Source organism: Pseudomonas sp. CH235 (assembly GCF_004368175.1).
Taxonomy (GTDB): Bacteria; Pseudomonadota; Gammaproteobacteria; order Pseudomonadales; family Pseudomonadaceae; genus Aquipseudomonas; species Aquipseudomonas paraglycinae.
Genome location: NZ_RRZJ01000013.1, coordinates 121,872 through 139,178, shown reverse-complemented (window position 1 = coordinate 139,178; position 17,307 = coordinate 121,872). Strand labels below are relative to the sequence as shown.

Here is a 17,307-nt window from a genome sequence, read left to right as displayed (position 1 = left end):
CTTTTCTGCCGCAGCCAGATGCAATAAATAGAACACAATGAACTATTTTTTTGTATACAATAATTCTCGAAAAGCGCCCCATGCGACGAAAAGCCACAGCAGAAAAGGCTTCCGACGAATGAAACAGGCGCTTGAGAAAATGGATTGACCTGCGCCGTCCGCCGTGAATACACTCTGCGCAAAGCCACTTGTATACAATTACAAAACGTAAAGAGGCACAAAACCATGAGCAAAATGAGAGCAATCGAAGCCGCCGTTCTGGTGATGCGCCGTGAAGGGGTTGATACCGCTTTTGGCATTCCAGGCGCTGCAATCAACCCGCTGTACTCCGCCTTGCAGAAAGTCGGTGGCATCGATCACGTCCTCGCTCGCCACGTTGAAGGCGCCTCGCACATGGCCGAGGGCTACACCCGCACCAAGGCCGGCAACATCGGCGTGTGCATCGGTACTTCCGGCCCGGCCGGTACCGACATGGTCACCGGTCTGTACAGCGCCTCCGCGGACTCGATCCCGATCCTCTGCATCACCGGGCAAGCCCCCCGCGCCCGTATGCACAAGGAAGACTTCCAGGCCGTCGACATCACCAGCATCGTCAAGCCGGTGACCAAGTGGGCGACCACCGTTCTGGAGCCGGGCCAGGTGCCTTACGCCTTTCAGAAAGCCTTCTATGAAATGCGCTCCGGCCGTCCGGGCCCGGTGCTGATCGACCTGCCGTTCGACGTGCAGATGGCTGAAATCGAATTCGACATCGACGCTTACCAGCCACTGCCGCTGGCCAAGCCGAGCGCGACCCGCGTGCAAGTCGAAAAAGCCCTGGCGATGCTCGATCAGGCCGAGCGTCCATTGCTGGTGGCCGGCGGCGGCATCATCAACGCCGACGCCAGCGAGCTGCTGGTCGAGTTCGCCGAGCTGACCGGCATTCCAGTAATCCCGACCCTGATGGGCTGGGGCACCATTCCTGACGATCACCCGCTGATGGTCGGCATGGTCGGTCTGCAGACTTCGCACCGCTACGGCAACGCCACGATGCTGAAATCCGACGTGGTACTGGGCGTCGGCAACCGCTGGGCCAACCGTCACACCGGCTCGGTCGACGTTTACACCGAAGGCCGCAAGTTCATTCACGTCGACATCGAACCGACTCAGATCGGCCGCGTGTTCACTCCGGACCTGGGCATCGTTTCCGACGCCGCAGCCGCGCTGACCGTGTTCATCGAAGTCGCCCGTGAATGGCAAGCCGCCGGCAAACTGAAGAACCGCTCTGCCTGGCTGCAGGATTGCCAGCAGCGCAAGGCCAGCCTGCACCGCAAGACCCATTTCGACAACGTGCCGGTCAAGCCGCAGCGCGTTTACGAAGAAATGAACCAAGTGTTCGGCAAGGACACTTGCTACGTCAGCACCATCGGTCTGTCGCAGATTGCCGGCGCGCAGTTCCTGCACGTCTACAAGCCGCGTCACTGGATCAACTGCGGCCAGGCCGGCCCGTTGGGCTGGACCATTCCGGCAGCGCTGGGCGTGGTGAAGGCCGATCCGAACCGTAAAGTCGTGGCCCTGTCGGGGGACTATGATTTCCAGTTCATGATCGAAGAACTGGCGGTCGGCGCTCAGTTCAAACTGCCGTACATCCACGTCGTGGTGAACAACTCGTACCTGGGTCTGATCCGTCAGGCCCAGCGCGGGTTCGATATGGACTACTGCGTGCAGCTGTCCTTCGATAACCTGAACGCGCCGGAACTCAACGGTTATGGTGTCGACCACGTCGCAGTCGCCGAAGGCCTGGGCTGTAAAGCGCTGCGTGTGTTCGAACCGGCTGACATCGCCCCTGCCCTGCGCAAGGCCGAAGAGCTGATCGAAGAGTTCAAGGTGCCGGTGATCGTCGAGATCATTCTGGAGCGTGTGACCAACATCTCCATGGGGACCGAGATCAACGCCGTCAACGAATTCGAAGACCTGGCGCTGGTCGGCAACGATGCGCCTACGGCGATTTCGTTGCTCGACTGAACGTAACCGGCTCCCTCTCCCTCCGGGAGAGGGGACTTGATCGCGTTCAGTCTGACCAACCGTGTCAAAACTGTTTTAGGAGACCACCATGCCGCGTTTCGCAGCCAACCTGTCCATGCTGTTCACCGAACAGGATTTCCTTGCCCGTTTCGACGCCGCCGCCAAGGCTGGCTTCAGCGGTGTCGAGTACCTGTTCCCGTACGATTTCAGCTCTGCCGAAATCAAGGCCAAACTCGACGCCAACGGTCTGACCCAAGTGCTGTTCAACCTGCCGGCCGGTGACTGGGCCAAGGGCGAGCGCGGTATCGCGTGCCTGCCGGACCGGGTCGAAGAGTTCCGCGCCGGGGTCGATCTGGCCATCGCTTACGCACAGGTTCTGGGCAACACCCAGGTCAACTGCCTGGCCGGTATCCGTCCGCAGGGCGTGGACGATGCCACTGTTGAAAAGACCTTCGTCGCCAACCTCAAGTACGCCGCCGACAAGCTGCAAGCCGTCGGCATCAAACTGGTGATGGAAGCGATCAACACCCGCGACATCCCGGGCTTCTACCTGAACAACACGGCGCAGGCCCTGTCGATTCGCGAGCAGGTCGGCAGCGCCAACCTGTTCCTGCAATACGACATCTATCACATGCAAATCATGGAAGGCGATCTGGCCCGCACCCTGCAATCGCACCTGGCCGAGATCAACCATGTGCAGCTGGCCGACAACCCGGGCCGCAACGAGCCGGGCACTGGCGAGATCAACTACCGCTTCCTGTTCGAACACCTCGATCGCATCGGTTATCAGGGCTGGGTCGGCTGCGAGTACAAACCGCTGACCACCACTGAAGCGGGCCTCGGCTGGCTGAAGAGCCACAACGCGATCTGACCCCTATTTGCTTGAGCAAGACAAAAACAAGAGGATTTTCTCATGGCTAAAATCGGATTCATCGGCACCGGCATCATGGGCCACCCAATGGCGGCGAACCTGCAGAAAGCCGGTCACAGCCTGTTCCTGTCGGCGCACCACGACGCCGCCCCTGCCGACCTGGTCGCCGCTGGCGCCGTCGCTCTGGCCAACCCACGCGAAGTGGCCCAGGAAGCTGAATTCATCATCGTCATGGTGCCGGATACCCCGCAGGTCGATGACGTGCTGTTCCGCGCCGACGGCGTCGCTGCCGGCATCGGCAAAGGCAAGGTCGTGATCGACATGAGCTCGATCTCGCCGACCGCCACCAAGGCTTTCGCTGCGAAGATCAACGAGAAAGGCGCGCAATACCTCGACGCCCCGGTGTCCGGTGGTGAAGTCGGTGCCAAGGCCGCAACCCTGAGCATCATGGTCGGTGGCGACGCCGATGCCTTCGAACGCGCACTGCCGCTGTTCCAGGCCATGGGCAAGAACATCACCCTGGTCGGTGGCAATGGCGACGGTCAGACCGCCAAGGTGGCGAACCAGATCATCGTTGCCCTGAACATTCAGGCCGTCGCCGAAGCCCTGCTGTTCGCTTCGAAAAACGGTGCCGATCCGGCCAAGGTGCGTGAAGCGCTGATGGGCGGTTTCGCCTCCTCGAAGATCCTCGAAGTGCACGGCGAGCGCATGATCAAAGGCACCTTCGATCCGGGCTTCCGCATCAGCCTGCACCAGAAGGACCTGAACCTGGCCCTGCAAGGCGCCAAGGAGCTGAACATCAACCTGCCGAACACCGCCAACGCCCAGCAAGTGTTCAGCACCTGCGCGGCCATCGGTGGCAGCAACTGGGACCACTCGGCGCTGATCAAGGGCCTGGAACACATGGCCAACTTCTCGATTCGCGACAAGAAGTAAGCCCTGCCCCGTCGCTCGTTCCCACGTCGAGGCGTCGAACCGTCTGCGTGGGAATGCAGCCCGGGACGCTCCGCGTCCCTGCCGAAGCGGACGTAGAGCGTCCATTGAAGCATTCCCACGCAGAGCGTGGGAACGATCACCTGCACTAACCAAGAACAATAAGATTGGGAGCCCGCCATGTCGGTCGATCCGCAACAACTGCTGCGCGAGCTGTTTGCCACAGCCATCGACGCGGCCCATCCGAACCAGGTCCTCGAAGCGCATCTGCCGGCCGATCGCACAGGTCGCGTGATCGTCATCGGCGCCGGCAAGGCTGCCGCTGCCATGGCGCAAGTGGTCGAGCGCTGCTGGGAAGGTGAAGTCTCGGGTCTTGTGGTGACCCGCTACGGTCACGGCGCCCCGTGCGAAAAAATCGAAGTGGTCGAAGCCGCGCACCCGGTGCCGGATGCTGCCGGTCTGGCCGTGGCCAAACGCGTGCTGGAACTGGTCAGCAACCTGACCGAAGACGACCGCGTGATCTTCCTGTTGTCCGGCGGCGGCTCTGCCCTGCTGGCGCTGCCGGCCGAAGGCATCACCCTGGCCGACAAGCAGTCGATCAACAAGGCCCTGCTCAAATCCGGCGCGACCATCGGCGAGATGAACTGTGTGCGCAAGCACCTCTCGGCGATCAAGGGCGGACGCCTGGGCAAGGCCTGCTGGCCGGCGACTGTTTATACCTACGCGATTTCCGATGTACCGGGCGACCTCGCCACGGTCATCGCCTCCGGCCCGACCGTGGCCGACCCGAGCACCAGCGCCGAAGCGCTGGCGATCATCAAACGTTACGGCATCGAGATTCCGGCCTCCGTGCGCAGCTGGCTGCAGAGCCCGGAATCGGAAACCGTCAAACCCGGTGATCCGAGCCTGGCCCGCAGTCACTTCCAGTTGATCGCCCGCCCTCAGCAATCGCTGGATGCCGCGGCAGTGAAATGCCGTCAGGCCGGTTTCAGCACGCTGATCCTCGGCGACCTGGAAGGCGAATCCCGCGAAGTGGCGAAAGTCCACGCCGGCATCGCGCGCCAGATCATTCATCACGGCCAGCCGCTGGCAGCGCCGTGCGTGATTCTCTCCGGCGGCGAAACCACCGTGACCGTGCGCGGCAATGGCCGTGGCGGCCGCAACGCCGAATTCCTCCTCAGCCTCACCGACAGCCTCAAGGGCCAGCCCGGCGTTTATGCGCTGGCCGGTGACACCGACGGCATCGACGGCTCGGAAGACAACGCCGGCGCGATCATGACCCCGGACAGCTACGCCCGCGCCGCCGCCCTGGGCCTGAGCGCCAGCGACGAGCTGGATAACAACAACGGCTACGGCTACTTCGAGGCGCTCGATGCGCTGATCGTCACCGAGCCGACCCGCACCAACGTCAACGACTTCCGCGCCATCCTGATCCTCGAGAGCTCTAAATCATGACGCCTGATAAAAAGGTCAAAATCCTCGCCACCCTCGGGCCTGCCGTCGACGGCATCGAAGACATCCGCGAGCTGGTCGAGGCCGGGGTCAATATCTTCCGCCTCAACTTCAGCCACGGCGATCACGCCGACCACGCCAAGCGCTATCAGTGGATCCGCGAAGTCGAGCGCCAGCTCAACTACCCGCTCGGGATCCTGATGGACCTGCAAGGGCCGAAACTGCGGGTCGGCAAGTTCGCTGACGGCAAGGTTCAGTTGCATCGCGGTCAGGCCTTCCGCCTCGATCTGGACGCAACACCGGGCGACGAACGCCGGGTTAACCTGCCGCATCCGGAGATCATCGCCGCGCTGGAAGCCGGGATGGATCTGCTGCTCGATGACGGCAAACTGCGTCTGCGCGTCGTCACCAAATACTCCGACGCGATCGACACCACCGTGCTCAACGGCGGCGAACTGTCGGACCGCAAAGGCGTGAACGTGCCGCAAGCGGTGCTCGACCTGAGCCCGTTGACCACCAAGGATCGTCGCGACCTGAGCTTCGGTCTGGAGCTGGGTGTGGACTGGGTCGCGCTGTCGTTCGTGCAGCGCCCGCAAGACATCATCGAGGCCCGCGAACTGATCGGCGACAAGGCGTTCCTGATGGCGAAAATCGAGAAGCCGTCGGCCGTCGAGCAACTGCGCGAGATCGCCGAACTGAGCGACGCGATCATGGTGGCTCGCGGCGACCTGGGCGTGGAAGTGCCGGCCGAGAGCGTGCCGCAGATCCAGAAAAACATCATCACCACGTGCCGCCAGCTCGGCAAACCGGTGGTGGTGGCGACGCAGATGCTCGAGTCGATGCGCTTCTCGCCGGCGCCGACCCGCGCTGAAGTCACCGACGTCGCCAACGCCGTAGCCGAAGGCGCCGATGCGGTGATGCTGTCGGCCGAAACCGCATCCGGCGAGTATCCGCTGGAAGCCGTGCAGATGATGAGCAAGATCATCCGCCAGGTGGAAAACGGTCCGGACTACCAGACCCAACTCGACGTCAGCCGGCCGAAAGCCGAAGCGACCGTGTCCGATGCAATCAGCTGCGCGATCCGCCGGATCAGCAACGTGCTGCCGGTGGCGGTGCTGGTCAATTACAGCGAGTCCGGCGCATCGAGTCTGCGTGCAGCGCGGGAGCGGCCGAAAGCGCCGATCCTCAACCTGACGCCGAACCTGCAGACCGCCCGCCGGTTGAGCGTGGCGTGGGGCATTCATTCGGTGGTCAATGATCGCCTGCGTCAGGTGGATGAGGTGTGCTCGACCGCGCTGGAAATCGCTCAGGCTCAAGGAATGGCCGAGCGTGGCGATACGTTGCTGATCACCGCGGGTGTGCCGTTCGGGCAGCCGGGGTCGACCAATTCGCTGCGGATCGAAACATTGATTTAAGCAACACCTGTGTGGCGAGGGAGCGTGCTCCCGCCGCCCGGCATGACGGTTTCCACAAGAGACACCGCATTCACCGGGCACGAGCTCCTCGCCACCGCTTCAAGCAAGACCTTTTGATTTTCCCACTGCCCAGATTCTCCAGACATGCCTGCCAATCATTTCAACACCCACTGCCCTGACTGGGCCGAGGCCTTGCTCAACGGCTTCAGTCAAATCTTCCTCCAGCGCCATCCGCTGTGTGGACTCCTGTGCCTTCTGGCCATTTTATTTACCGCGCCGGTGCTGTTCGCCGGCGCGCTGCTGGGCGCGGTCGCCGGTTTGCTCACCGCGCAACGGCGCAACTACGCCAAGGCGGATCGCCAGGCCGGACTGTTCAGCTACAACGGCGTGCTGGTCGGTCTGTTGCTGAGCCTGTATTTCCCCTGGTCGCCGATGCTGCCGCCGCTGATTCTGGCGGCCGGCGGTCTGAGCGCGATGATCACGCAGCAATGGCTCAAGCGCGCACGCCTCACCGAGTACCTGCCCGTCTACACTGCACCGTTCGTATTGTTGAGCTGGGTGTTCCTGTGTTTCGCCGAGCCTTCGACGCCGGCTCCGGCACTTGAGCTGAACATCGTGAACCTGCTCGGTGCCGCCCTGAAAGGCTTCGGTCAGGTGATGTTCCTCGACCATCCGTTGGCCGGTGGATTGATCGCCGCCGGTTTGCTGATCGCCGATCGCCGGGCCTTTGCCTGGGCGCTGCTGGCTTCGGTAATCGGTCTGGGTTCCAGTCTGTTGCACCACGACAGCCAGGTCGCGTTGCTGGGGTTGGGTGGCTACAACGCGGTGCTCGCCGCCCTCGCCTTCAGCGCCCAACGCCAGCAACCGTGGCTGCCGCTGTTCGGCATCGGCCTGGCGCTGCTGCTGACGCCGCTGTTCAGTGCCTTGGGTCTGGCAACCCTCACGGCACCGTTCATTCTCGCCTGCTGGCTGCTGCGCACCGGCATTCGCCTGATGCAGCAACCGCAGATCAACGGCGCGCCTTGCGCTCACGGGGAGAATCAACCTAGGCTGCGCTGATCTTTGATTCAGGCGTGATCCATGGACAGTAACCAGCACTGGCGTGAACAGCTTTACGTCATGATTTTCCAGAGCGACACCCCCGCCGGGCGACGTTTCGACGGCATTCTGCTGCTGATCATTCTGGCCAGCCTGGTGATCGTGATGCTCGACAGCATCGACAGCGTTCACCGCAATTACGCCGATGTGCTGGCGTATATCGAGTGGGGGTTCACCATCATCTTTGCCGGCGAGTACATTCTGCGTCTGTACTGCTCGCCCAAACCGCTGCGCTATGCCTTCAGTTTTTATGGATTGGTGGATCTGCTGGCGATCGTGCCGGGCATTCTCGCGCTGTACTACAGCGATGCGCAGTACCTGTTGATTATCCGGATCATCCGGATGCTGCGAATTTTCCGCGTCCTCAAACTCAGTCCGTACCTCAAGCAAGCCAACTACCTGATGTCGGCGCTGCGTGGCAGCAAGCAGAAGATCGTGGTGTTTCTGGTGAGCGTCTGCACACTGGTAACGGTGTTCGGTACGTTGATGTACGTGATCGAAGGCCCGGAACACGGCTTCACCAGCATTCCCAAGGGCATCTATTGGGCTATCGTGACCCTGACCACCGTCGGCTTCGGCGACATCGTGCCGAAGACTCCATTGGGCCAGGTGATTTCGTCGCTGGTGATGATCACTGGTTACTCGATCATCGCGGTACCCACCGGAATCTTCACCGCCGAACTGGCCAATGCGATGCGTGGTGAACAGTTGCAACACGACTGCCCGGTTTGCCAGAAAAAGAGCCATGAAAGCGGCGCCGCCTTTTGTTCGCGATGCGGCAATCAGTTATTCAAGAAGATGGAATAAGCAAAGTTCTTTTTAATCTTTAAACGACTATGCGTGCCCCGCTATAGTCGCTGGCAAATGGCCTCATCTTTGTAAAAAACACCCCCTACAGAACAAGGAATGCGCAGTGAAAAAACTCTTTGGCGCCTCACTTCTCGCCGCTGGTCTTGCCTTCGGCAGCGTGGCTCAGGCTGCACCGACCCTGCTCAACGTGTCCTACGACGTGATGCGCGATTTCTACAAGGACTACAACACTGCGTTCCAGAAACACTGGCAGGCCGAACACAAGGAAGCCATCACCGTGCAGATGTCTTTCGGTGGTTCGAGCAAACAGGCTCGCTCCGTGATCGACGGTTTGCCGGCTGACGTGATCACCATGAACATGGCCACCGACATCAACGCCCTGGCCGATAACGGCCAACTGGTGCCGAAGGACTGGGTCACCCGCCTGCCGAACAACAGTGCGCCATTCACCTCGGCCACCGTGTTCATCGTGCGCAAAGGCAACCCGAAAGCCCTGAAAGACTGGCCGGACCTGCTCAAGGAAGGCGTGCAAGTGATCGTGCCGAACCCGAAAACCTCGGGCAACGGCCGCTACACCTACCTGTCGGCCTGGGGCTACGTGCTGAAAAACGGCGGTGACGAGAACAAGGCCAAGGACTTCGTCGGCAAGCTGTTCAAACAGGCACCGGTGCTGGATACCGGTGGCCGCGCCGCGACCACCACGTTCATGACCAACCAGATCGGCGACGTGCTGGTGACCTTCGAAAACGAAGCCGAAATGATCGCCCGCGAGTTCGGCCGCGACCAGTTCGAAGTCATCTACCCGAGCGTCTCCGCCGAAGCCGAGCCGCCAGTGTCGGTGGTCGACAAAGTGGTCGAGAAGAAAGGATCCCGCGCCGCTGCCGAGGAATACCTGAAGTTCCTGTGGTCGCCGGAAGGTCAGGAAATCGCGGCCGCCAACTACCTGCGTCCACGTGACCCGGCGGTGCTGACCAAGTACACCGACCGTTTCCCGAAAGTCGACTTCCTGTCGGTCGAGAAGACCTTCGGCGACTGGCGCACCGTGCAGAAGACCCACTTCAACGATGGCGGGATCTTCGACCAGATCTACAGCGGCCAGTAAGGCTTGAGCTGACATGAAAAAGGCGACCTGCAGAGGTCGCCTTTTTTGTGGCCGGCTACATCGGCGGCTTGACGCCATCCTTGCCCGCCGAGATCGATTGCGCAGTCAGCGTGCCATCCGCGCTCTGGGTCACGAAGGTGACGATCTTCACCCCGACCTTGAGCAGGCTGCGATCACCCGGCGTCAGGTTGACGATCGGCACGTCCTCCGGCACCAGGATCTTCTGCTGGCCGCCCTTGTAGTTGACGGTCAGCACCCGGCCGTTGCTCACCACCAAATCGCCGACGCTGCCGTTGGTCATGCTGCTGCCCTTGGCCAGGTCGAACGGCCGATGACCGTCGCCGCTGCCGGCCAGCTCTGGCGGGAACACGTGAACCTCCAGCGCCTTGAGCGTGCCATCCTCTTGGGGAATGGCGGCCGAGCCGATGTAGCTGCCGGGCTTGATGTCTTCGATGTTGGCCAGGGTGACCGCGCGGACCTTGGTGTCCGGGGTCAACTGGATCACGACGTTTTCACCGCTGTTGACGTGAACCTTGAGCGAGTCGGGGCTGACCCCGGTGATCTCGCCGCGCACGCCCATGCGCATGCCGGGCGCTTCGGCGGCCTGCACGGCCGTGGCGCCGAGCAGACTGATCAGGGCAATCGTTGTGGTGTGGCGAAGCAACTGACGAAACATCGCAATCCTCCGTTGATGAATGCTGAAACCCGGTCACAACATAAGCACGCTATCGAACAAGATGTAAGTGAATGTATCATCGACGCTCAACGGTCGGACGCAAGGTTCGCCGATGAACAATGGATTGTTCGGCGCCACCTGTTCCGCAACGGAATAACTGATATCGATCAGAAGCCTCTACTGCCGGCTCGGCCCGTCCCTTAGCCTCACCGCATTCCTTTTCGCTGGATCGAGAAACCCTATGACCGCCACAACTCACACAATGACCCGAGGCATGGTGCTGCTGTTCGCTTTCTGCTGCGGCGCCATCGTTGCCAACATCTACTACGCCCAGCCGATCATCGGCCTCATCGCGCCAGACATCGGCCTGACCGACACCATGGCCAGCTTCATCGTGTCGCTGACCCAGATCGGCTATGCGCTGGGCCTGTTCTTCCTGGTGCCGCTGGCGGACCTGCTGGAAAACCGCCGGTTGATGATCATCACCACCGTGGTGGCAATTGCCAGCCTGCTGGGTGCGGCGTTTACCGATCAACCGAATGTGTTCCTGCTGATTTCGTTGCTGGTGGGGTTCAGCTCGGTGTCGGTGCAGGTGTTGATTCCATTGGCGGCTCATCTGGCGCCGGAAGAATCCCGTGGCCGGGTGGTCGGCGGGATCATGGGCGGTTTGCTGCTGGGGATTCTGCTGGCGCGGCCAGTGTCGAGCGTGGTCGCCGACCATCTCGGCTGGCGGGCGATGTTCATGATCGCCGCAGCCTTGATGGCAGCGATCAGCGTGGTTCTGGCGCTGACTGTGCCCAAGCGCCAGCCGGATCACAGCGCCTCCTACGGCCAGTTGCTGGGTTCGTTGTGGACGCTGCTGCGCAAACAACCGGTGCTGCGTCAGCGGGCGTTTTATCAGGCTTGCATGTTCGCCACCTTCAGCCTGTTCTGGACCGCCGTACCGCTGGAACTGGCGCGCAACCATGGCCTGTCCCAGAGTGAAATCGCGATCTTCGCCCTGGTCGGCGCCATCGGTGCCATCGCCGCCCCGATCAGCGGACGCCTGGCCGACGCCGGCCACACCCGCATCGCTTCGTTGCTGGCCATGCTGTTCGCCAGCCTGAGCTTCCTGCCCGCCTTCATCCACCCGGCCTACAGCGTGATCGGCCTGGCCGTGACCGGCGTGGTGCTCGATTTCTGCGTGCAGATGAACATGGTGCTCGGCCAGCGCGCGGTCTACTCCCTCGACGCCAAAAGCCGCGGCCGCCTCAACGCGCTGTACATGACCAGCATCTTCGTCGGCGGCGCCTTCGGCTCGTCAGTGGCGAGTGCGGTGTACGAGCATGGCGGCTGGTTGTGGATCGTGATTGTTGGCAGCGCGTTCCCGCTGCTGGCGCTTGTGCGGTTTTTGAGTGCTTCGCAGAAGCCTGTTCTGGCAACGGCCTAGACTCTGAAAAGCACTGCCGGATCGCTGATCCGACAGTGCTCGAGGCTCAATGCCGAACCAGTTTTTCCATGGCGGCATCCGCCAGAAAAGAGGAGCGGCTTTTGACATTGTGTTCACGCACGTAGCGGTCAATGCGCTGGATGACATAGCCCGGCAACGTCACATTGACCTTTTCGGTCTTGCCCATGTACGGCGAGATGTCCAGCTCGAGCATGCCCCAGCCCATGTCGGCAAACTCCGGGTTGTTGCGATGGGTGGCCGCCGAAGTCGGCATCGGAATCGAGTCGCCATCGGCCGCAATCTCCTGCAGCATGATGTGGGCAATCTCGACGGCCGCGTTGTAGGCATCCTCAAACGTATCTCCGGCAGTAATCGCGCCGGGAATATCGGGGATCTGAATCCCGATGGCGGTGTTCTCGTCACCCCATTCGATGCAGATTGGGTATTGCATTACGGATCTCCTCTGTAACTGGCTGGCGGGTTGTACAACCCGGCACGCCTCCTGATGCTCTTGACCGTCCCGACCGGCAAATCCTTTTTCGGATGCGGGACGGGAATCGTGTATGGGTTGTAACGGTGCGTGAAGATGTGGTGGCTGCCGGTTATCCGGTCCAGCGTCCAGCCTGCCTCCTCCAGCTCCTTGATCAATAACCTGCTCTGCACCAACCGCCTCCTTGCTTCGGCTTAACAAAAGTAACCCTAGAGTTATCTTTACTCAAGCACAGAAATTCGCAGCACGACGTTCGGTTGTTTTGCAGCATGTGATTGATGCACTGCCCCAGCGAGCTGGCATTGGCGCTTCTCGCAAAGCAAGCTCAGGCGTTGATGACAGGATACGAGTGAGGCATTGCTCATCACCCCAGACAGCAAAACGGCGATCCTGAGATCGCCGTTTTTCATTACTCCCCGAACTGCTTGCCCAGTCCCGCCGGTACGCCGTGGATGTTGGTTTCTTCCCACGGGCCGTTGGGGCTGATCGAGCGGCTCCAGCCGTTGTTCCAGCGGTAGTAGGTGCGCTGACGGTAGAAGGTGTTGGTCTGGTCGTCGAGCACGTAAACGCCCAGTTTCTGGTCCCAGTGGCTGTTGCCGCCAGGGGGCGGGGCGAAGCTGGCGGAGGTGCGCGGGACAGGTTTGGCGGGTTTGGCCGGGATGCCGGGCTTGCTCGGCGTCGGGCTGGTCGACGGGGTCGGGCTGGGTTGTGACGGCGGGATAGGCGGCAGCCTGGTGGTCGGCTCCGGTCGTTGCACCGCACATGCGCTCAAGCCCAGGGCCAGTGTGAGGACTGTGATTCGGGCGATGGCGTTCATGGCGGTACTTTCCTGTTGGTTCCGGCTATTTGTCCGGGCTGTCGATGGTCAGTGTCTGCGGCGCGGTGGTGCTGCTGGCCAGAGGCCCGCTGCGACCGACCCACTCACCGGCGGTCGGCTCACCGGCACGGGAGATGCGCGCAACCAGTTGGACTTCGGGGAAGTTCGACAGTTTCAATTGCGGCATCATCGCGTCGGCATCGCCCAGTTCGACAGTCACCGGCAGATCGGCGACGGTCAGGCGCTTGGCTGCCAGCGGTGCCGGCGGGCCCGAGGTGGCGCGGGCAAAAATGAACACGCTGTCACCCGGTTGCACCTTGGCTTTGAGCTCGCTGGCCAGATCCACACGCACTTTCAACAACGCCGCCGCTTTCGCTGCTGGCGCCGAGGCGACCTTGCCACCGCTGGCCTGCAGCTTTTCGGTGGCGCGGGTGATGCCGCCCTGCAGGGCCTCGCGGGATTTGTCCTGTGGCGGCAGTTGCGCCAGCAGACGGTTCCAGTAGTCGATGGCTTCCTGATAACGCTCGCCTTCGAACGCGGCGATGCCCAACAGGCCGAGGCTGGTGACTTCCTTCGGATCGGCTTTCAGCGCTTCGTCGGTCAGGGCCTGAACCTTGTCCGACCATTTTTTGTTGTCGGCAAAGTACTGGGCCTGCGCCCACTGGCCGAGCAGTTCCGGCTGGCGACCGGCGAGATTGACGGCACGTTCGAACATCTTCGCCGCGTCCGCCGGGCGATCCTGAGCCATGTAGGTACGACCGAGGAAATACACGCCTTCAGCCGAATCCGGTTGTGCGGCAACTGCGCGCTCCAGACGCTGGGTCATCTCTTCCATCGACTGCGGCGCCTGGGCGAACTCGCGGGTCAGTTCGACCTTGTCGCTCGCGCCAAAATGCAGATACAGACCGAGTCCCAACACCGGCACCAGCACGGCTGCCAGCAGCGGCAACGGCTTGCCCAGACGCGAAACCCGCGCCGGCGCCACACCTTCAGTGTCGGCAAGCAACTCACGGGCCGCTTCGGCACGGCCACTGTCCATTTGCGCAGCATCGAGGACGCCTTCGGCCTGCTGCGATTGCAGTTCGGCGACGCGTTCCTGATACAGCGCTACGTTGAGGGCGGTTCGATCCTCTTCACGCTGGGCGCGACGTTCACGCAGGACGGGGATCAGCAGAAAACTCAGGGCGACCAGAAGCAACAGCCCTGCGGCAAGCCAGAAATCAATCATTCTTGGTTTTTATCCAACAGTTGGTCGAGGCGCTGACGCTCTTCAGGGGACAGCGATTGCGGCGTCTCGGCGCGTTGCCCGCGACGGCGGCGGACGATCACGGCAATCACCACGAAGCCACCCAGCAACAGGCCGGCCGGGCCGAACCAGAGCAACGCGGTCTTGGCATTGAGCGCCGGTTTGTAGCGGACGAAATCACCGTAGCGATCGACCATGAAGTCGATGATCTGCTGATTGTCCTTGCCCTCGCCGAGCATGCGGAAAATCTCTTTGCGCAGGTCGGCGGCAATCGGTGCATTGGAGTCGGCGATGTCCTGGTTCTGGCACTTGGGGCAGCGCAGTTCCTTGGTCAGCTCGCGGAAACGCTCGCGATCGCCTTCTTTGGCGAACTCGTAGGTGTCGATGGCGGCGTGGGCCACACCGGCCAGGCTCAAGCCCAACACCATGGCAGCTAAAAAGCGCTTCATGGCTTGGCCTCGTCGACCAGCGCCTGATACTTGGCCGCCAGTTTTTCGCGCCAGACCTGCTCGTCGATTACGCCGACGTACTTGTCGCGGATGACGCCCTTGGCGTCGATGAAGAAGGTTTCCGGCGCACCGTAGACACCCAGGTTCAGGCCCAGCGAGCCTTCGTCGTCGCGGATGTCCAGTTGATACGGATTGTGGAATTCGGCCAGCCACTTCAACGCATCGGCGTTGGTGTCCTTGTAGTTGATCCCGTAGATCACCACGCCGCGCTCGGCGAGTTTGTTCAGCACCGGGTGCTCGACCCGGCAGGAAATGCACCAGGTGCCCCAGACGTTGACCAGTGCCGGTTTGCCGAGGATGTCGGCGCGGGTCAGGGTCTTGTCGCCCTGCACCGCCGGCAGCGAAAACTCCGGGAACGGCTTGTTGATCATCGCCGACGGCAGCTCCGCCGGATCCAGATACAGACCGCGATAAAGGAATACGGCCACCAGCAGGAAAATCGCCAATGGCACCAGCATCAACCAACGTCTCATGCAGCGGCTCCTTCCATGCCCAGCGCTTCACGCACTTTGGCTTTGACCTTCACTCGATAACGCCGATCCAGCGCCGCCAGCAAACCACCGAAACCGGTCAGCAGGCCGCCGAACCAGATCCAGCGCACGAACGGTTTGACGTGGACCCGCACTGCCCAGGCGCCATCGCCCAGCGGTTCACCCAAAGCGACGTAGAGGTCACGGGTGAAACCGGCGTCGATCCCGGCCTCGGTCATCACCGAGTTCTGCACGGTGTACAGACGTTTTTCCGGGTGCAGCACGCTGATTTCCTGACCGTTGCGGATCACCCGGACGGTGCCCTTGTCGGAGGTGAAGTTCGGGCCTTCGAAGTGCTTGGCGCCTTCGAACACGAACTGATAACCGGCCAGATCCATCGACTCGCCCGGTGCCAGACGCAGGTCGCGTTCGGCACTGTTCTGGCTCGACAACACCACGCCCAGCGCACAGACGGCGATACCGAGGTGGGCGATCTGCATGCCCCAGTAACTGCGGGTCAGGGTCGGCAGGCCTTTGATCAGACCTTTGTGGCGGGTCTTGTCGAAGATGTCGCGCACGCCGGCCAGCAACACCCAGGCCGCGAGCAGGAACGTCGCGATGACGGCCCAGTTGAAATCGCCGTAGGCGACGCCGGCTACCACCGCCAGCGCAACGCTGCCCAGCAGCACCGGGGTCAGCATGCTGACCAGCCATTTCACCGGGGTGTCTTTCCAGCGCACGATCACGCCGACCGCCATCACCAGCATCAACAGCGCCATCAACGGAATGAACAACGCGTTGAAGTACGGCGGGCCGACCGACAGCTTGGCGCCGCTGATCGCGTCGAGAATCAGCGGATACAGGGTGCCGAGCAGGATCATCGACGCTGCCACCACCAGCACCAGGTTATTGCCCAGCAGCAGGGTTTCCCGCGACCACAGGTTGAAGCCGACCTGGCTCTTGACCACCGGAGCGCGCAATGCGAACAGGGTCAGCGAACCACCGACCACGAACAGCAGGAAGATCAGGATGAACACGCCGCGCTCAGGATCGGAGGCAAACGCGTGCACCGAGGTCAGCACGCCGGAACGCACGAGGAAGGTGCCGAGCAGGCTCAGGGAGAACGCGGCAATGGCCAGCAACACCGTCCAGCTCTTGAACACGCCACGTTTCTCGGTGACCGCCAGCGAGTGAATCAGCGCCGTGCCCACCAGCCATGGCATGAAGGAGGCGTTTTCCACCGGGTCCCAGAACCACCAGCCACCCCAGCCGAGTTCGTAGTAAGCCCACCACGAACCGAGGGTGATGCCGATGCCGAGGAAGGCCCAGGCGACGATGGTCCACGGACGCGACCAGCGTGCCCACGCGGCATCGAGACGACCGCCGAGCAACGCGGCGATGGCGAAGGCGAACGCCACCGAGAAACCGACGTAGCCCATGTAGAGCATCGGCGGATGCACGATCAGGCCGATGTCCTGCAGCAATGGGTTGAGGTCACGACCGTCGGCCGGGATCTGCGGCAGGATCCGCGAAAACGGGTTCGAGGTGAGGATCAGGAACAGCAGGAAACCGGTGCTGATCATGCCCATCACCGCCAGCACGCGAGCGAGCATCACTTGCGGCAGTTGCCGGGAGAACACCGACACGGCGAAGGTCCAGCCGCCAAGGATCAACGCCCACAGCAGCAGCGACCCTTCGTGGGCGCCCCACACCGCGCTGAACTTGTAGTACCACGGCAGCGCGCTGTTGGAGTTCATCGCGACGTAAGCCACGGAGAAATCGTCGGTCATGAAGGCGTAGGTCAGGCAACCGAAGGCGAACAGCAGAAATGCGAACTGCCCCCACGCCGCCGGTTGGGCGAGCCCCATCCACAGACGGTCGCCGCGCCAGGCACCGAGCAACGGCACCACGGCCTGCACCAGCGCAAAACACAGCGCGAGGATCATGGCCAGATGGCCCAACTCAGGAATGAAAATGCTGGATGTCAT

17 protein-coding genes are annotated in these 17,307 nt (G+C 61.9%); 9 read left to right on the top strand and 8 right to left on the bottom strand.

What is annotated here, in order from left to right; all coding sequences use genetic code 11:
* Nucleotides 1-225 precede the first annotated feature (225 nt).
* The 8 genes from gcl (at nucleotide 226) to EIY71_RS16050 (ending at nucleotide 9,682) form a co-directional block, all read left to right on the top strand.
* A complete protein-coding gene (gene gcl / locus EIY71_RS16085; RefSeq protein ID WP_085747087.1) occupies nucleotides 226-2,001 on the top strand; it encodes a glyoxylate carboligase in 1,776 nt (591 codons plus the stop codon).
* A gap of 88 nt (nucleotides 2,002-2,089) precedes the next feature.
* On the top strand, nucleotides 2,090-2,872 hold the full coding sequence (hyi, locus tag EIY71_RS16080) for a hydroxypyruvate isomerase (RefSeq protein ID WP_096822135.1): 783 nt from the start codon (nucleotides 2,090-2,092) through the stop codon (nucleotides 2,870-2,872).
* 42 nt (nucleotides 2,873-2,914) lie between these two features.
* Nucleotides 2,915-3,808, top strand: coding sequence for a 2-hydroxy-3-oxopropionate reductase (locus EIY71_RS16075; RefSeq protein WP_064594449.1), 894 nt, complete (start codon nucleotides 2,915-2,917; stop codon nucleotides 3,806-3,808).
* 177 nt (nucleotides 3,809-3,985) lie between these two features.
* Nucleotides 3,986-5,260: a glycerate kinase gene (locus tag EIY71_RS16070; RefSeq protein WP_039769767.1), complete on the top strand. Its 1,275-nt coding sequence runs from the start codon at nucleotides 3,986-3,988 to the stop codon at nucleotides 5,258-5,260.
* Entirely contained in the window at nucleotides 5,257-6,672 is a 1,416-nt protein-coding gene (gene pyk / locus EIY71_RS16065; RefSeq protein WP_085710519.1) for a pyruvate kinase, read from the top strand. Before EIY71_RS16070 ends, pyk begins: the two co-directional genes overlap by 4 nt.
* Before the next feature lie 144 nt (nucleotides 6,673-6,816).
* On the top strand, nucleotides 6,817-7,731 hold the full coding sequence (locus EIY71_RS16060; protein WP_129973897.1) for an urea transporter: 915 nt from the start codon (nucleotides 6,817-6,819) through the stop codon (nucleotides 7,729-7,731).
* 21 nt (nucleotides 7,732-7,752) lie between these two features.
* Nucleotides 7,753-8,577 (top strand): ion transporter, encoded by an 825-nt coding sequence (locus tag EIY71_RS16055; RefSeq protein ID WP_129973898.1) that lies wholly within the window; start codon nucleotides 7,753-7,755, stop codon nucleotides 8,575-8,577.
* A 106-nt stretch (nucleotides 8,578-8,683) separates the two neighbouring features.
* Nucleotides 8,684-9,682 carry a sulfate ABC transporter substrate-binding protein gene (locus tag EIY71_RS16050; RefSeq protein ID WP_134022273.1) on the top strand — a complete coding sequence of 333 codons (999 nt, stop codon included), beginning with the start codon at nucleotides 8,684-8,686 and terminating at the stop codon, nucleotides 9,680-9,682.
* Between the two features lie 55 nt (nucleotides 9,683-9,737).
* Here EIY71_RS16050 and EIY71_RS16045 read toward each other — a convergent pair whose 3' ends face one another.
* Entirely contained in the window at nucleotides 9,738-10,358 is a 621-nt protein-coding gene (locus tag EIY71_RS16045) for a DUF5666 domain-containing protein (protein WP_039769760.1), read from the bottom strand.
* 241 nt (nucleotides 10,359-10,599) lie between these two features.
* Between EIY71_RS16045 and EIY71_RS16040 the strand changes: the two genes are divergently transcribed.
* A complete protein-coding gene (locus tag EIY71_RS16040) occupies nucleotides 10,600-11,787 on the top strand; it encodes an MFS transporter (RefSeq protein WP_039769755.1) in 1,188 nt (395 codons plus the stop codon).
* Between the two features lie 46 nt (nucleotides 11,788-11,833).
* Here the strand turns inward: EIY71_RS16040 and EIY71_RS16035 are convergent, their stop codons facing one another.
* From EIY71_RS16035 to EIY71_RS16005, 7 genes are all read right to left on the bottom strand, one after another.
* A complete protein-coding gene (locus tag EIY71_RS16035) occupies nucleotides 11,834-12,238 on the bottom strand; it encodes a type II toxin-antitoxin system HicB family antitoxin (protein ID WP_011333093.1) in 405 nt (134 codons plus the stop codon).
* A complete protein-coding gene (locus tag EIY71_RS16030) occupies nucleotides 12,238-12,450 on the bottom strand; it encodes a type II toxin-antitoxin system HicA family toxin (protein WP_085611511.1) in 213 nt (70 codons plus the stop codon). Before EIY71_RS16030 ends, EIY71_RS16035 begins: the two co-directional genes overlap by 1 nt.
* Before the next feature lie 236 nt (nucleotides 12,451-12,686).
* Nucleotides 12,687-13,094, bottom strand: coding sequence for a hypothetical protein (locus tag EIY71_RS16025; RefSeq protein WP_085611512.1), 408 nt, complete (start codon nucleotides 13,092-13,094; stop codon nucleotides 12,687-12,689).
* 25 nt (nucleotides 13,095-13,119) lie between these two features.
* Entirely contained in the window at nucleotides 13,120-14,322 is a 1,203-nt protein-coding gene (ccmI, locus tag EIY71_RS16020; protein ID WP_085747094.1) for a c-type cytochrome biogenesis protein CcmI, read from the bottom strand.
* The gene (locus tag EIY71_RS16015; protein ID WP_011333089.1) at nucleotides 14,319-14,789 is read right to left on the bottom strand and encodes a cytochrome c-type biogenesis protein; all 471 of its coding nucleotides are present in this window, start codon (nucleotides 14,787-14,789) and stop codon (nucleotides 14,319-14,321) included. Before EIY71_RS16015 ends, ccmI begins: the two co-directional genes overlap by 4 nt.
* Complete coding sequence (locus EIY71_RS16010; RefSeq protein WP_085747095.1) at nucleotides 14,786-15,322, bottom strand: DsbE family thiol:disulfide interchange protein; 537 nt, start codon at nucleotides 15,320-15,322, stop codon at nucleotides 14,786-14,788. The genes EIY71_RS16015 and EIY71_RS16010 overlap by 4 nt, the downstream gene beginning before the upstream one ends.
* Complete coding sequence (locus tag EIY71_RS16005; protein WP_085655456.1) at nucleotides 15,319-17,307, bottom strand: heme lyase CcmF/NrfE family subunit; 1,989 nt, start codon at nucleotides 17,305-17,307, stop codon at nucleotides 15,319-15,321. The genes EIY71_RS16010 and EIY71_RS16005 overlap by 4 nt, the downstream gene beginning before the upstream one ends.

What these genes read in the sequence shown, in the direction of transcription:
- EIY71_RS16040 (WP_039769755.1), top strand. Translation starts at nt 10,600, where the DNA reads ATGACCGCCACAACTCACACAATGACCCGAGGCATGGTGCTGCTGTTC.
- ccmI (WP_085747094.1), bottom strand. Translation starts at nt 14,322, where the DNA reads ATGATTGATTTCTGGCTTGCCGCAGGGCTGTTGCTTCTGGTCGCCCTG.
- EIY71_RS16025 (WP_085611512.1), bottom strand. Translation starts at nt 13,094, where the DNA reads ATGAACGCCATCGCCCGAATCACAGTCCTCACACTGGCCCTGGGCTTG.
- EIY71_RS16070 (WP_039769767.1), top strand. Translation starts at nt 3,986, where the DNA reads ATGTCGGTCGATCCGCAACAACTGCTGCGCGAGCTGTTTGCCACAGCC.
- EIY71_RS16035 (WP_011333093.1), bottom strand. Translation starts at nt 12,238, where the DNA reads ATGCAATACCCAATCTGCATCGAATGGGGTGACGAGAACACCGCCATC.
- EIY71_RS16010 (WP_085747095.1), bottom strand. Translation starts at nt 15,322, where the DNA reads ATGAGACGTTGGTTGATGCTGGTGCCATTGGCGATTTTCCTGCTGGTG.
- hyi (WP_096822135.1), top strand. Translation starts at nt 2,090, where the DNA reads ATGCCGCGTTTCGCAGCCAACCTGTCCATGCTGTTCACCGAACAGGAT.
- EIY71_RS16055 (WP_129973898.1), top strand. Translation starts at nt 7,753, where the DNA reads ATGGACAGTAACCAGCACTGGCGTGAACAGCTTTACGTCATGATTTTC.
- pyk (WP_085710519.1), top strand. Translation starts at nt 5,257, where the DNA reads ATGACGCCTGATAAAAAGGTCAAAATCCTCGCCACCCTCGGGCCTGCC.
- EIY71_RS16075 (WP_064594449.1), top strand. Translation starts at nt 2,915, where the DNA reads ATGGCTAAAATCGGATTCATCGGCACCGGCATCATGGGCCACCCAATG.
- EIY71_RS16045 (WP_039769760.1), bottom strand. Translation starts at nt 10,358, where the DNA reads ATGTTTCGTCAGTTGCTTCGCCACACCACAACGATTGCCCTGATCAGT.
- gcl (WP_085747087.1), top strand. Translation starts at nt 226, where the DNA reads ATGAGCAAAATGAGAGCAATCGAAGCCGCCGTTCTGGTGATGCGCCGT.
- EIY71_RS16015 (WP_011333089.1), bottom strand. Translation starts at nt 14,789, where the DNA reads ATGAAGCGCTTTTTAGCTGCCATGGTGTTGGGCTTGAGCCTGGCCGGT.
- EIY71_RS16060 (WP_129973897.1), top strand. Translation starts at nt 6,817, where the DNA reads ATGCCTGCCAATCATTTCAACACCCACTGCCCTGACTGGGCCGAGGCC.
- EIY71_RS16005 (WP_085655456.1), bottom strand. Translation starts at nt 17,307, where the DNA reads ATGACATCCAGCATTTTCATTCCTGAGTTGGGCCATCTGGCCATGATC.